Source organism: Streptosporangium sp. NBC_01469 (assembly GCF_036227305.1).
Taxonomy (GTDB): Bacteria; Actinomycetota; Actinomycetes; order Streptosporangiales; family Streptosporangiaceae; genus Streptosporangium.
Window position 1 is genome coordinate 3,978,292 of record NZ_CP109465.1, and the last position, 14,618, is coordinate 3,992,909.

At 70.0% G+C, this 14,618-nt stretch carries 11 protein-coding genes; 3 read left to right on the plus strand and 8 right to left on the minus strand.

Annotated elements, in window-relative coordinates; translation table 11 throughout:
* Positions 1-85 precede the first annotated feature (85 nt).
* From OG587_RS17895 to OG587_RS17920, 6 genes are all read right to left on the minus strand, one after another.
* Complete coding sequence (locus OG587_RS17895; protein ID WP_329093890.1) at positions 86-1,825, minus strand: ABC-three component system protein; 1,740 nt, start codon at positions 1,823-1,825, stop codon at positions 86-88.
* The gene (locus OG587_RS17900) at positions 1,815-2,075 is read right to left on the minus strand and encodes an ABC-three component system middle component 6 (protein WP_326637041.1); all 261 of its coding nucleotides are present in this window, start codon (positions 2,073-2,075) and stop codon (positions 1,815-1,817) included. The genes OG587_RS17895 and OG587_RS17900 overlap by 11 nt, the downstream gene beginning before the upstream one ends.
* Positions 2,072-2,977 carry an ABC-three component system protein gene (locus OG587_RS17905; RefSeq protein WP_329091698.1) on the minus strand — a complete coding sequence of 302 codons (906 nt, stop codon included), beginning with the start codon at positions 2,975-2,977 and terminating at the stop codon, positions 2,072-2,074. Before OG587_RS17905 ends, OG587_RS17900 begins: the two co-directional genes overlap by 4 nt.
* Before the next feature lie 510 nt (positions 2,978-3,487).
* Entirely contained in the window at positions 3,488-4,690 is a 1,203-nt protein-coding gene (locus tag OG587_RS17910) for an FAD-dependent monooxygenase (protein WP_329091701.1), read from the minus strand.
* A gap of 292 nt (positions 4,691-4,982) precedes the next feature.
* The gene (locus tag OG587_RS17915) at positions 4,983-8,186 is read right to left on the minus strand and encodes a BTAD domain-containing putative transcriptional regulator (RefSeq protein WP_329091703.1); all 3,204 of its coding nucleotides are present in this window, start codon (positions 8,184-8,186) and stop codon (positions 4,983-4,985) included.
* A gap of 232 nt (positions 8,187-8,418) precedes the next feature.
* Positions 8,419-8,772 (minus strand): hypothetical protein, encoded by a 354-nt coding sequence (locus tag OG587_RS17920; protein ID WP_329091705.1) that lies wholly within the window; start codon positions 8,770-8,772, stop codon positions 8,419-8,421.
* Positions 8,773-8,908: 136 nt separating this feature from the next.
* Between OG587_RS17920 and OG587_RS17925 the strand changes: the two genes are divergently transcribed.
* From OG587_RS17925 to OG587_RS17935, 3 genes are all read left to right on the plus strand, one after another.
* Positions 8,909-9,655 (plus strand): GntR family transcriptional regulator, encoded by a 747-nt coding sequence (locus OG587_RS17925; protein WP_329091706.1) that lies wholly within the window; start codon positions 8,909-8,911, stop codon positions 9,653-9,655.
* 281 nt (positions 9,656-9,936) lie between these two features.
* The gene (locus tag OG587_RS17930; RefSeq protein WP_329091708.1) at positions 9,937-10,551 is read left to right on the plus strand and encodes a GNAT family N-acetyltransferase; all 615 of its coding nucleotides are present in this window, start codon (positions 9,937-9,939) and stop codon (positions 10,549-10,551) included.
* Positions 10,552-10,594: 43 nt separating this feature from the next.
* Positions 10,595-11,269 (plus strand): copper homeostasis protein CutC, encoded by a 675-nt coding sequence (locus tag OG587_RS17935; protein ID WP_329091710.1) that lies wholly within the window; start codon positions 10,595-10,597, stop codon positions 11,267-11,269.
* 192 nt (positions 11,270-11,461) lie between these two features.
* Here the strand turns inward: OG587_RS17935 and OG587_RS17940 are convergent, their stop codons facing one another.
* Positions 11,462-12,676, minus strand: a complete 1,215-nt coding sequence (locus OG587_RS17940; RefSeq protein WP_329091713.1) for a DUF6986 family protein — start codon at positions 12,674-12,676, stop codon at positions 11,462-11,464.
* 214 nt (positions 12,677-12,890) lie between these two features.
* Entirely contained in the window at positions 12,891-14,222 is a 1,332-nt protein-coding gene (locus tag OG587_RS17945; RefSeq protein WP_329091715.1) for an FAD-dependent oxidoreductase, read from the minus strand.
* Between the last annotated feature and the right edge of the window lie 396 nt (positions 14,223-14,618).

The following is a 14,618-nucleotide window of genomic DNA, read 5'->3' on the forward strand; positions in this document are numbered from 1 at the left end:
TCCCGGTCGGAGGCCGGAGTCGCCAGGGCGGTCCCGACGAATTCGAAATAACGCATAGGCGTCGACCCGGAACGGGGAGTGATCGTTAAAATCTGAAGCCGAACAGTCCGCCGTCCGGCTGGTCGGTCAGATGGGGCTCGATGATGTAAGGATTCGCTTCGAACCCCATTGAAACCGCTTTGTTCAGATCGTCGGAGTTCATGGTGACGATGTACTGCATCCGCTCGGTCTCGGTAACCTCGGCCGCCAGCTGGAGGGCTCGTGCCACTTGACGTTCGTCCACACCGTCGTACAGATGGCTGTCGTGAACGAGGAAGTCCGGACCCCGGCCGGCACGGTGGGCGATGACGGCGGCGGTCAGGTCGAAGCAGAAGATCACCATGTTGTGGATTCCCCTGCTCCCGTCGTCTTCGATCTTGGGTTCGATCTGCATTCGCTGCTTACCCGGGCTGAAGGTCAGATAGGGGTTTTTCCCGTCTCCGTACAGGCGCCGGGCGTACGTGTTGAAAAGGCTGCTCGCTTCGAAGGTGATGGTGTCCCGGTCCTCAAGGTCGGTCACCATCTCCTGTTCGAGCTCAAGGCGTTTCGCCTCGATCTCCCGTCGGCTCGCCTCAAGTGCCTGCGCGGCCTGGAATCGGTGGCGGAGAGACTCCAGATGCGCCTGTTCGCGAGCCAGGGCATATTGCAGGGAGTTGAGCGCATCAAGCGCGCCACCCGAGTTCAGCGTATGCAGGAGGGCGGCTTGTCGCTCGCCGAGTCGCGTGCGCGTCCGGGTGCGCTCCTCCAGAAGTCGACGGAGCCGGGATATCTCCTCGTGTAACTGCTTCTCACGGTTTCGGACCACGGTCTCGTGGAAGGCGCGCACATCGTCGAACCGGCGGCGCACCTCCTGGCCGAGAATCAAGTTCAGCTGCTTGTAGGCCGATTCCAGATACCGGTCATCCGGCTCGGCCACCTCGTCGACGGACTGTTCCATGTCCTGAAGGTTGCGTCGGTCCACCGCTTCGGACGCCCGGAGTGATCGGATGCGCCGATCGAGCTCGTCGGCCTCCCGGCGAATGTTCTCGTATTCGGGGACGACCTGAAAACTCGCGATTTGGTGCTCAAGTTCACTCACCCGCTGTTCTATGGCACCGATCTCACCTCGGAGTTCGGCGGAACGGCCGACGATTTTCCCCCAGACAGGATCTTTCGCGGCTTCGACGAGCTTCTTTCTCGTGGCCTCCTGATTGGACAGGAGGCGATACCGTGCTGCCAGGCCGACGTCCAGGCCGAAGAGGTGGCACAGGTTGACCATCGCGTCGTGAGGTGACTGCTGGGCGAATGTCCTGGTGGGCTCAAGAAAGCCCCCCGCATCGACACGGCGGATCGCGAATGACAACAGCGTCCGGCCGCTGACCTCCGCTCCCTCGGAGTCGACCCCGTAGAGATCCCGTTCCATCGCCCACTGCCAGTCTTTCGTCGACACCTCGGCGGCGTGTTCGAACAGGCCCCCGGGGGAGCTCCGTGTTATGTCCGGATCGAGCGTCACTCTGTTCGGCCGTGTCGTCGAGCGCGTCACCGTCAAGGTCTCTGGTCGGCCCGGCCAGTCAAGTTTCAGCCTGAATGTGTGGTCGCGGAGCTTCTCGCCGGCCCAGACGGCCTTGGGTTCGTTGCGGGCACCCAGCAGAAAATGCAGTAACTCGACCATGCTCGACTTGCCGGCACCGTTGCGGCTGTCGGTGTCAGTGGAGGCGTCGGTGCGTTCGGCGACCAGGAGGTTCAGCCCCGTCCCGAAGCGGATCGTTCGGAACCTGTCGTCGTCAGAAGTCAGGCTATGCAGCATTGTCACGAGCCCGGAAAATCAACATGTCCTGTTCAAGTTCGACCAGGCCCAGGGCGTAGAGCAGGTCGAGCGCGAGAGCGAACCACCAGAACGTCAGGGGCGCCCGATGGTCGTTGTCCTCGCGCCAGGTCAACAGACGGCGCCAGGCCTGGGTGACGGTCACGGGCTGACGCCCGGTGGCCATCACGATCTGAGCCCCCACAGCCAGCAGGGCGCGCTGGGGAGCGACCCCTTTGGTCGGCACGATCACGTGGTCACTCCCATCTCGGCCTCCGGGACCCAACCCGTGGGCGGCACCTTGAAGATCTCACATTCACCGAAGAAGTACATCAGGACAACGAGCGCGTTCAGCTCCATAGGGGATTGTTGCGAGGCATTGCCGAGAACGTGCCGCTCAAGCCGCCAGAGGATGTCGTCGGAGTCCTCACACGTCTGGGCGATCATCTCGTAGTGCTCGCGAAAGCCCGCCGCGACCTCGTCCCTCTCGTTGGGATCGAGCCTGCTCCGGTAGTAGTCCTCCACGTGGTTGACGTAGGACAGGGCGAGCTTCATGCGATGCTGAATATCCCAGGAGAACCCGTTGTATTCCATTTTCTTGAGCGGAGGCCTGGGGATGGCCGGTAGGTCTTCGAGGGGGCGTCGGTATTCGGCGAGGTGATCCAGGAGCGGGATCAGTTCCTCAAGCACGACGCTGACCACCACAGGCTTCGCGGGAAACGGGCCAAGGAAGTCCTCGACCTGCCACTTCTCCATCCTGCAGAGTTCGGTGTAGAAGTGCCGTCGGCCGAAGTTCTCGAAAAACAGTTCGGGGTGATCGTCGCGTGCTGTCGCGAGTAGCGATGCCAGCTCGGGGTGTATGCCTCTGCGGTCGTTGTGCACGAAGACGAAGGTGCCGAACTCGCCATCGCGCTTCGCGATGGCCTTGGCGAGGTCGGTCCGGAACTTGCGGGCGATCTTGGAGGGGACGACGGTCTGGGGCGCGTAGCACGCGTACAGCTTCTTCCCGATCAGGAGAAGGCCGTCCGCCCCTTGGTCGCCGAGACGTCCAGCGGTTCGGACATTCAGGAAGCCAGGGTTCAGAACATGCATAACTTCATGGAAGAAGTCCTCGAACCCTTCGCCATGAAGTTCGTCGAGCTTCGCATTGAGCATGAAACGAATCGACGAACGCTCCCAAATCTCCAAGTACTCCTCCGTGGGCCTCGTTTCGATGTGCCTGACGAGTTTTGAACTCGATTAGCCTGAAGGAGGATAGCCGGAGTAGGCGGGGAGCGTAGGTGGATTCGAGGCGCCGAGGCTTGGAAAATTCAAGTTCGCGGCGAATTGTCGTTTTTCTAGTTTTGTTGTACGGTTTTTGCTGGTCGTCATGGTCAGAGCTGTCGGTTGTCCCGGATCTGCTGACTTCCTGCATCTGCATACCGGCGAACAGGTAGAAACTCTCAGTCTCGCCAAGGTTCTGCGGGAAAGCCGGAGCGTGCGGCAGTGGTGCCCCGGATACCCGCCCTTCTTCGCTCGCGCCGAGGAAGGACTTTGCCGGCGGTGTGACGTTCCATGAGTTCGGCGGCTTACGAGCTAAGCACGAGGTCTCCGGGAGAGGGCAGGGAGGTGGCCCGCCCTCGTGACGCCCGCCGGGGCCTCCGTCCTTGAAACGAGGAAAGCGGGTCAGCGCTCGTAGTCCTTCAGGGTGACGGCGTTCGCCGTCTGCCGGATGCCCTTGGCGATCAGTCCCTTCCACGGCACGTAGGGCAGGAGCCGGTAGTTCTGGTTGATGAACCAGGCCATGAACCGGCTGTCGGGAACCATCCACTTGCCCACCCCGTCACCCGACTTCTGGCATCCCGTCGCGTACTCGCGCATGGCCTCCTCGTAGCGGGCGAGGCCCGCGCGGTGGTCACCGCCCGCGGCGGCGAGTTCCCCGGCGAGGACGTAGGCGCCGATCATGGCCAGGCCCGTGCCCATGCCCGAGAGCGGCGAGGCGCAGCAGGCGGCGTCCCCGAGCAGCGTGACCCGGCCGCGCGACCAGCTGTCGACGTGGACCTGGCTGATCGAGTCGAAGTAGAAGTCCCGGGCGTCCCGCATCGCGTCCAGCAGCCGGGGAGCCTCCCAGCCGACGTCGGCGAACGCCTCGGCGAGGATCTTCTTCTGCTGCTCGACGTCGTGGCGGTCGTAGCTCAGCGGCGGGGAGGCGAAGTAGAACGTCGCCTTCGCCTCGGTGTTCCCCCGGGCGCTGTACATGCCGACGAGCTTGCCGGGAGTGTTGTAGATCTGCCCCGTGTGGTCGAGTCCGAGGTGGTTGGCGGTGGTGAAGATCGCGCAGTACAGGCCCATCTCCCTCACGAACCGCGATTCGGGCCCGAACGCGAGCGCCCGGATGTTGGAGTGCAGCCCGTCGGCCCCCACGACCAGGTCGAACCGGCGCGGCTCACCGCGTTCGAAGGTGACCTGTACGCCCTTCGTGTCCTCGGTGAGGGAGGTGATGGAGTCGTCGAAGAGATACTCGACGTGGTCGCGGGTGCGCTCGTACAGGATGCGCGCCAGGTCGCCGCGCAGGATCTCCACGTCGCCGCTGAAGACGTCGGCGGGCATGCTGGAGATCTTCTTGCCCGCGCCGTTGACGTACGCCATCGCGCCCATGTTCGTCTGCTCGCGCCGGATGTCGTCCAGGATCCCCATCCGGTCGAGCATGGTGAGGTGTGCCTCGCCACGGAAGTCGACCGCGTAGCCGCCGTCGCGGACGTCGGGCGCCCGCTCCACGATCGTGGGGGTGAAGCCGTGGCGGTGCAGCCAGTAGGCCAGCGCCGGACCGGCGACGCCGGCCCCGGAGATCAGGATGTTCGTGTTCTTGAGCCGCGGTGTGGTGTTCATGGGGAGAGCCTGTCCAAGAGCGCTCACCGCTCCCTCACAGCGTGCTCACCACCTTCCCGGGCGCTCACCGCTCGCGGTGAGCGCCCGGCGGGGGGCGGATGCCCGGCGTGTGCTGAACATCCCGCACATACCGACTGCCCTGCGCGGGCGGATGCCCGGCACATGCTCAAAGCTCCGTACGCGCCGAACGACTGATACAAGCCGAACGTTTCGCACAAGCCGAACACCCTGCGAGTGCGAACGCCCGGCGCATGCCGGACACCCCGTACGTCCGGAGACCTTCGCGGGCCGGTCAGCCGGGCAGGACGGGCTTGTGGTCGGCGAAGCCGCTGATCGGCGAGGTCCGGATGAAGGTCTCGGAGATACCGGCCAGGCGGAGCGCGGCCGTCGCGGACAGGCACGCGCCCTCGCCGTGGGCGGCCTCGTACGGCGTCTCGCCCAGCGCGGCCCGCGCGGTGGCGGCCGTGCGGGAGACATCGGGGTCGTTCTCGACGGCGATGCCCCGCAGGGCGACGGCCGCGCCGAGCAGCATGGCGGCGCCGGGGGCGTCCCCTTCGAGCAGGGCGATTCCCGCCAGGGCCTCGACCGGGCGGGCGCTCTCGGTGATCGCCCCCGTTTCCACCGCCACCTCGGCGGCCCGCCGGTGCAGGGCGCGGGCCGCGGTGAGATCGCCGGAGGCCTCGGCGATCCTGCCGAGCCCGAGGAGCGCGGCCGTCCGGTTTCCCGCGCTCTTCACCCAGTGCGTCTCGAACCGGTCGAGCGCCTGCTCGTACAGCACGCGCGCCCCGGTCAGGTCGCCCTCCAGCCGCGCGATGTCGCCGAGGCCGCGCAGCGCCGCGGCCAGGTAGGTGGGGCTGCCCGCGCGGCGGGCGATCTCGGCCGCCCGCTCGTAGTCGGCGCGCGCCTCGGGAAGACCGGTGGCGGCCGGGTCCCTCCCGGCCCGGGTGGCCTGGACGCGGTAGTCACCCCGGTTGCACAGCAGGTCGGGAACGTCCTCGAGGGCGCCGAGCCGCTCGGTGAGGGCGAGAGCCTCGTCGGTCAGGACGATCGCCTTCCCGGGGTCGCCGCGCAGGGCCGCCAGGCCGGCCAGCGCGTCCAGGGCCAGCGACGTCCCCCACCGGTCGCCCAGCGAGCGGAAGGCGTCGGCGGCGGAGGTGAACTCGTACTCGGCCCGCGCCAGGTCCCCGGCCGCGAGCTGCGGGTATCCCCACAGCAGGTGGACGACGGCCCTCTCCCACGGGTCGTTCCCCGCCCGCCCGCGGGCGATCACCGCGAGGGCGACCCGCGGATTCTCCGCACCGGAGTTGATCATCGGCCAGAGGAAGGTGATGACCGGGTGGCGGTGCGGCCGGTCCGGGTCGACGACGGCCGCCTCGGCCGTCGCCCGGTGGCGCTCCCACGCCTCCCGGCCGCCGCTACCGGCCGCCGCGGCCAGGGCGCAGAGCACGTACCCGTCCCCGAGCCCCGGGGGAGGGCTGTCGCCGATCGTGTCCAGGAGCGTGACCGCCGGCGCCGTCGCCAGGGTCCGCATACCGCGCATCCAGAAATATGGTGACAAAAAGGCGAACAGTGCGAGGGCGAGCTCGACCTCCCCGGCCTCGGAGGCCCAGCGCAGCGCGGCCTGGAGGTTGGCGTCCTCCGCGACGAGGATCTCCAGCCATCGGAGCTGCTCGGCACGCCGCAGGTGGGGGTCCGCGTCCCGCGCCAGCTCCAGGAAGTGGTCCGCGTGCGCGCGCCGCAGGGCCTCGGACTCCCCGGCCACCTCCAGCTGCTCGGCGCAGTAGGCGTGAATCGTGTCGAGCATCCGGTAGCGCCCGCCGCCCGCCTCCACCAGGGACTTGTCGGCGAGGGAGTCCAGCAGGTCCTCGGCGTCGGGCACCCCGCAGACCCGCGCCGCGGCCTCGGCGGTCGCACCGCCGGAGAAGACCGTCAGGCGCCTGGCCAGCACCTGCTCGGCTCCGGACAGCAGGTCCCAGCTCCACGCCACGACCGCGCGCAGCGTCCTGTGCCTGGCGTCGGCCGTACGGCTGCCCCTCGACAGCAGGCGGAACCGGTCGTCCAGGCGGGCGGCGAGCTCGGGCAGCTCGTACGTGCGGGCCCTGGCCGCCGCGAGCTCGATGGCGAGCGGCAGGCCGTCGAGCTCGCGGCAGATCCGCCGTACGGTCTCGGCCCCGGTCTCGTCCAGCGCGAAACCGGGGCGTACGGCCGAGGCCCGGTCGGTGAAGAGCCGCGCGGCGGGGGAGGGGCCGAGCGGCCGGACCGGCCACAGGTTCTCGCCGGTGATGCCGAGCGGCTCCCGGCTCGTCGCCAGGACGTGCAGCTCCGGGCATCCGGCGAGCAGCCGCGCGACCAGGTCCGAGGCCGCCTCGACGACGTGTTCGCAGTTGTCGAGGACGAGCAGCAGCGGGCGGTCGGCCAGCGCCGCGAGCAGCCGGGAGACGGGCTCCGTCTCCTCGGGCACGGTGAGCAGCCCGCTCTCGCGGAGACCGAGCGCGCCGAGCAGGGTCTGCGGCAGCCGCCGCCCGTCGCGCAGCGCCGCGAGTTCGACGAAGCAGACGTCCGGCAGCCTGCTCGCGACCTCGATCGACAGCCTGGTCTTGCCCGCCCCGCCGGGGCCGAGCAGGGTGACCAGGCGCGCCGCCCCGAGCAGCCGGGTGACCTCGGCCAGGTCCTCGTCGCGGCCCACGAAGCTCGTCAGCTGCGCCGGTGGCGCGGGCGGCTCGTACGGCCGCTCGCCCCGGAGCAGTTCCCGGTGGACGGCCGCCAGCTCGGCCGAGGGGTCCGCGCCGAGCTCGTCCGCCAGCAGCCGCCGTGTCTCCTCGAACGCGAGCAGGGCCTCCGCCTGCCTGCCACCCGCCCGCAGGGCGCGCATGAGAAGGCTCCTGAGCCTTTCCCGCAGGGGGTGCCGGGCGGTCAGCTCCTGCAACTCGGGCACCGCGGCCCGGTGCTCGCCCCGCTGGAGGTCGGCCTCGATGCGGTCCTCCAGGGCGCCGAGCCTGCGCTCCTCCAGCCGCAGGACCAGGGCCCGCACGGAGGCGGCGTCCGCGGCGTCGGCGAGCGCGGGTCCCCGCCACAGGTCCAGGGCCTCCCGCAGTAGTACGGCCGCCCCCGCCGGGTCCCCGCCGAGCAGGGCCCGGCGTCCCTCGTCCGACAGCCGCTCGAAGCGGTGGGCGTCGAGGTCGCCCGGCTCGATCGCGAGCCGGTACCCCGAGGGGACGGCCTCGATCTCGGCCTCGCCCCCCAGGACCTGGCGGAGCCGGGACACCTGCGACTGCAGGGCGTGCGCCGCCCCTCCCGGTGGCCGAGAGCCGTAGAGGTCGTCGATCAGGAGGTCGGCCGTCACCACCTCGCCGGCGCGGGCGAGCAGCAGGCCCAGCAGCGCCCGCCGGGCCGGCCCGCCGACGCGTACCTCCCCTGCGGAGGCGTCGCCGGTGTCGGTGACGTCGGTGACGCCGTCGTGCCATGCCCGCGTGGTGCCCAGGATCCCGAACCGCATGAGGGCAATTGTCTTCCCTCGCGCGGTCTCACGTCTTCCGTCCCGACGGGCCGCCCGCCGCCGGAGCGGGGGGTGAGGGGAGGCGAGCGGCCACGCCCTGGCGGGTTCCGTCCCGTGGACGCGTTCCCGCGATGGGAATCGCGCCCTGGCGGGCGTGGGGGACCCGCCAGGACGCGTTCCGTCCCCGGCGCGGCGGCGGAGGACCCCGGCGAGGGATGGGGTCCTCGACCTGCTAGTCGCGCTCGGAGTCTGTGGCGGTGAAGGCGGGGACCGGGTGGTCCACCTCCTCCTCCGAGAGGTCGTCGTCGGGTGCGGGCCGCCGGTAGTGCCGTGAGATGAGGCGGGCCGCCCCCACCGGGTCGTCGGCCGGATGGGACGACTCAACGCCGTCCTCATTCCAGATGAAGAGCCCGTTCTTGCACCAAACAGTTAGATCGGTCAGCACCGAGAGCACCGACATGCCGTTCCCGTTGCTCTGGTAGGTGTGGGTGAATCCCTGGCGATGCAACGCGTAACGCAGTAAACGTGTTGCCTCGCGGGGATCGCGCCAGGGCAGGTACGGCGTATCCGTGCGGACCGACAGCACCGGCCTCCACCCCCTCGCTGACCTTTCGATGGATTTGTACCAACGATTGGATGATGCGGGTCTTGGGAGGTTGGGTCAAGGGGCTGTTCCCCGCTAGAACCAGATCGTCTAGTTTTGTTGGCACAAAGGGGACTTAATGGCACGGTCAACGCTGTATCAACAGGTGGCCTCCGACCTGCGGAGGACCATCTACTCCGGTGCGCTCGGACCGGGTGATCAGCTGCCGACCGAGGCGGAGCTCATGCTCGTGCACCAGGTGAGCCGCAACACCGTGCGGCTCGCCCTCGGCGAGCTCGTGAACGAGGGCCTGGTCACCCGTACCCCCCGCAGGGGCACCGTCGTCAGGGAACGCCGCCCGCTGCTCATGCACCCCCAGCGCGAGCTGCAGCCGCGCCGCGAGGAGACCCTGGAGGCCTTCGCCTGGGCCGTCTCCCGCGAGGGACGCGCGCCGAGCCAGGAGATCGAGGTCTCGATCGTGCAGCCGGTCGAGGAGATCGCCAGCAGGCTGGAGCTCGCGGACGACGAGCTCGCCGTGGTCCGTCGCAGGCTGCGCTTCGTGGACGGCCAGCCGTACAACACCAACGACTCCTACTTCCCCCTGGCCCTGGTCGCCGACTCCGAGATCACCCGCCCCGGCGACATCGTGCGCGGGGCGAACAAGGTCCTGGAGGAACTTGGCCACCGGCAGGTGCGGGTGGTGGACGACATCTGGGCGCGGATGCCCAACAGCGCCGAGACCGAGCGGCTCCAGCTCCAGCTCGGCACGCCGGTCGTCGTCTACATCCGGGTCGGCTACGACGAGGACGACACCCCCGTACGCGTGGCGGTGTCGGTCCTGCCCGCGGACAAGCACCTGATCCGGTACGAGCTGGAAAGCCGTTGACGTCTCCGTGACCGCCCTGACGGGCCGGCCCCCGTTCCGCCCGCGCCGCGGGCGAGCACAGGGCCGCGCCCGCCGGGTGGCCGGGCGCCGCTCTTCCCGCTCTGACTGCCCGCCCATGCCTTTCGCGCAGGCCGGGCTCTCCCCGCCGCTCCTCCCGATCGCGGTCTCGCCGCTCGCCTCAAGCCCCTAGGCATCCGCCTAGCCCGGCATGGACGCCGTGCGCCATCACATGGACACGCTCCGTGTCATCTCATGCACCGAACGCAACGAAGGGATGAACCATGCACTCGAACACCGCCAGTCCCACCGCCACGCGCCCGTTCACGCTGCGCAGGGCCACGGACGGTGACCTCGACGGGGTGCTCGCGCTCCTCGCCGAGACCGCCGGGTGGCTGAACGGCCGCGGCGTGCGGCAGTGGCCCGCCGACGGCTTCCCCGCCGGGCGCATCACCCCGCTGATCGACGAGGGGGTCCTGTACCTGCTGGACAGGGCGGACGGGCAGAGCGGGCCCGTAGCCACCCTCGCCCTGGACGGCCACGCCGACCCCGAGTTCTGGGACCGGGGGGACGACCCCGGTTCGGCGCTCTACGTCCACAAGCTGGCCGTGGCGCGCGACCACGCCGGCACGGGCCTGGGGGAGGCGCTCCTCGACTGGGCGGGCCTGCGGGTCCTGTCCTTGGGGAAAAGATGGCTCAGGCTTGACTGCTCCAAGGACAACCAGAGGTTGCAGGACTACTATCGGGGACAGCGTTTCGCGCATCTCCGCACGGTCGACCTGCCGCATCGCGCCTCCGGTGCCCTGTTCCAGCGGCCGGGGGGCCTGCGCGCTCGCACGTCCGGCCTCGCGCTGCCCTTCTCGGATCGGCGGGGGTCGTCCGTCCCCGAGCATGTCTGAACCATGGCGATCCCAGGACAAAGTCATCCGATAGCCTCCAATCATGACCGGATCCTTGCTTGAGGTGATCACGCTCGATGTGCGTGACGCCGTCGCCGCAGAAGCGGGCGGCGCCGATCGCTTGGAGGTCGTCGCCGACATGGCCTCCGACGGGCTCACCCCGGCGGCGGAAACGGTCGCGGCGATCTCCAAGGAGTGCGCGCTTCCGCAGATGGTGATGTTGCGCGGCGAGGCCTCGTTCCTGGCCACGCCCGAGTCGCTGAAGGCCCTGAGCCGCGATGCCAGGGCCCTCGCCGACGCGGGCGCGGCCGGGTTCGTGTTCGGTTTCCTCGACGAGGCGGGAGCGGTCGACCTGGCCGCCACCGAGGTGCTCATCCACGCGGTCGCGCCGTTGCCCTGGACCTTCCACCGGGCGGTGGACCACGCGGCCGACACCCAGGCGAGCTGGCGCGCGGTCCGTCTCCTGCCCAACCTCGCCACCGTGCTCACCTCGGGTGCGCCCGGTGGCGTGGCGGACGGGCTGCCGCTGCTCAAGACCCGGTGCGAGGCCGGCGACGGCCCGCTGATCATGGCCGGCGGCGGGCTGCGGCCCGGCCACGTCGGGGCGCTGATGGAGTACGGTGTGCGGGCCTTCCACGTCGGCAGCGCCGTGCGGGCGTCCTGGTCGGACCCGGTCGACGCCCGCCGGGTCCGCGAGTGGCGCACCCTGATCGACTGAGGCCCGCCGGGCCTCGGCGGTGATCGGCCGCGAGAGGTTCGCGGTGATTGACCGCGAGAGGTTCGCCGTGATCGGCCACGAGGCTGTGGTGATCGGCTAGAGGCCCCACGGCGACCTGCCGTGGAGCGCCGGGATCCCCGGCTGTGCCGTCCGGATCGGGCGTCCCGCCCTCGGCGGGACGGGTGGCCGGGGTCAGGCCGGTGGCTCCGCGGGGCCGGTGCCCAGCGCCAGGTCGGCGCGGCGGAGGGCGGCGGCCATGGTCCTGACCGTGGCGGGCTCGTCCATCACGCCCTCACCGGCGTCGCGCCGCTCCTCCCAGGCGCGCACCCGGTGGGCGTACTCCCCGTACCTGGACAGGTGGAAGGCGTAGACCGCCGCGTACCGGCTGACCAGGTGTGACGGGTGCATGTCCCAGCCCTGGTAGAAGCCGTGGGTCAGGGAGTGCCCGACCAGCTCCGCGTGGCGCCGCCACAGGTCCAGCACGTCACCCCTGCCGTCCGAGGCGGGGGAGGCGGCCAGCGAGCCGTCCGACAACTCCACCCCGGTCCCGGCGAAGACGGTCTGCATGACGTGCCTGGCGTGGTCGCAGGCGGGGTGGTCCAGCCGCTGCTCGTGCGGAGGAAGGGCGCAGCTCGCCGTGTAGTCGAAGACGCCGAAGTGCGCCGCCGCGAGCCTGCCCCGCAGGGAGGTCACCAGGCCCGCGTCGAGGAACAGCACCGTCTGCGGCGCCTCCACCTGGATCTCGAACCTCAGCGTGCCCCGGCCGAGGCCCAGCCCGTCCTCCAGCGCGTCGAGGCAGTCGGCGAACTGGTACAGGTAGTCCCTCATCAGCACCTTCGGGAAGGTGACGACGAACCCCTCGGGCAGGTGCCCGGCCCGGTCGACCACGCCGGTGAGGAAACCGTCCAGGGTCCTGACGGCGCGGACCGGGTCGCCGTCGGCGAACGACTTCACCCGCAGTCCCCAGCGCCGGGGGAGCGTCCCGGCCGCGTGCATGGCCGCGACCGCCTTGGCTGCGGAGGAGGCGTGGCCGTCCTCCTCCCCGGGACGCGTCCCGTAGCCGTCCTCGAAGTCGATCCGCAGGTCCTCGACGGGCTCCCGGGCGAGCTTGGCGGCCACCCTCCCGTGCACGGCCCCGGCGGCGTCCTCGCCCGAGTCGAGGGACACGCCGGAAGTCGTTTCAAGGATCGTGGCGAGGTCGCCTTCCGGCAGGTGCCGCCGGAACAGCTCCAGCGCGGCGTCACCCCACTCCCGCGTCGTCCCCGCGTCGAACCGGTCGGCCGGGACGTAGACCGTGTGTACGGGCTGCCATTCGACCGGCCGGTACGGGTACAGCGCGGACTGCTCGCGATGGGCCTGCTCGAAACCCGGGATCAGGGCGGACGGGTCGGCGAGCGTGACGCGCATGCTGGTGCTCCTCCTGGACGTACCGGTTCGAGTGGGGCCGGTCCGGCTGGATCTGCCGGTTCGGGGGAATGTGTCGGTTCGGGGGGATCTTCCGATCCTGGCTGGACCTGCTGGTTCGGCTGGACCTGCTGGACCTGCTGGACCTGCCGGTCCTGGCTGGGCCCGCCGGTCCGGCGGGCCCGGCCGTCTCGCCGGTCCGGCCCGGCCGGCCCGTTCAGCCGGTCTCCAGGTCGCTTCCCCGCCGTGGCTCCCGATCGCAGGCGGTGAGCATGGCGGCGATGCCGAGAAGCTTCACCCGCTCGCCCCGGTCGAGGGATCTGGCCAGGGCCGCCTCGGCCGCCTCGATGGACAGCCAGTGCTCGTAGGTGATCGGCGAGACGCCCCGGGCGGCGAGAAGGTCGTCGAGGTCCGCCCTGGGTACCGGATCGAGGTCGGCGAGGTCGGCGAGGAGGGTGCGGACCGTCTCGGCGGCGTCGGACTTGTTGGTGCCGATCACACCGGTGGGGCCCCGCTTGAGCCAGCCCGCGACGTACTCCCGGTCGCGGACCCGGCCGGCCTCGTTCGGCACGGTCATGGTGGCCTCGGAGAAGGGGACGCCGGGCAGTGGCACGCTCTGGTAGCCGACCGAGCGCAGCACCATGCCGACCGGGAGGGTCTCGAACTCGCCGGTGCCGACGACCCGGCCGTCCACCAGCCGGGTGCGCTCCAGCCTGAGCGCCTCCACCCGTCCCTCGCCGAGGATCTCCACCGGGCGCATCCAGAACCGCACGTCCAGCCGCCGGGGGCGGCCCCCGGAGGCGCGGGTGGCCCAGCTCCGCAGGACCTCGACGTTCCCCCGGACCTGCCGGGAAGCCGCCGTGACGTCCGCCACGCACTCCTCGGCCCGTACGCGCACGTCCGCGTTGGCCAGCTCGCCCAGCTCCCTGAGCTCCTTCAGGGTGAACTTGGCGTGTTCGGGCCCCCGGCGTCCGATCATGTGGATGGTCTTCACCTCGCTGGCGGCCAGCCGGGTCAGCACCTCCTCGGGCACGTCCGTGGCGCGCAGCTCCTCGGCGGTCTTGGCCAGGACGCGCACCACGTCGACCGCCACGTTGCCCACGCCGATCACCGCGACCTCGGGGCTGTCGAGGACGAAGCGGTCGGCGGGCATGTCGGGGTGGCCGCAGTACCAGTTGACGAAGTCGGTGGCGGCCACGCTGCCCGGCAGGTCCTCGCCGGGAATGCCCATCCGCCGGTCCACCATAGCGCCGGTGCAGTAGACCACGGCGTCGTAGCAGGCGAGCAGGTCGGTGACGTCGAGATCCTTGCCCAGCTCGACCCCACCGAGGAACCGCACCTCGGGAAGCTCCAGCACGCCGCGCAGGTAGCCCGCTATCGACTTGATCGAGGTGTGGTCGGGAGCCACCCCGTACCGGACCAGCCCGTACGGCGTCGGCAGCCGCTCCAGCACGTCCACCCTGAGAGGAACGGCGGCCTGCTTCGTCAGGGCCTCGGCGGTGTAGATCCCGGCTGGTCCTGACCCCACGATCGCGACTCGCAGTGACATATCGCCTCCTCGGCGTTGGATGTCATGAACGCGATGCCTGCTCGATTCTGTATCACCGAGGGGGCAACCTGCCAGACTCACGCGCCGACATGATCGAGTTGTTCGCCGGGCACCCGCCCCGGCCGGTGCGCGCGGCCTCTCCGGCCCGCGCTCCGGCGGCGACCGGCTCGGCCGGTCTCGTGGTGTACGGCTGGCTACCAAATCAGCACTTGCGGGGACAAGCCTGGCGGATCACAGTTGGTTCTCGTGAGTTCAGGAGCGGAGAAGCGCCGCAAAGCGGATGCCCGGCGTCCAAAGGACGGTCCGCTTCAGGGCGCGAGAGGACCACGAGGAACAGGACGCACTCCCGGCTTATCGGCTTCTCCTGGCTCATCCGGCACCCCGGCCGTCTCCGGT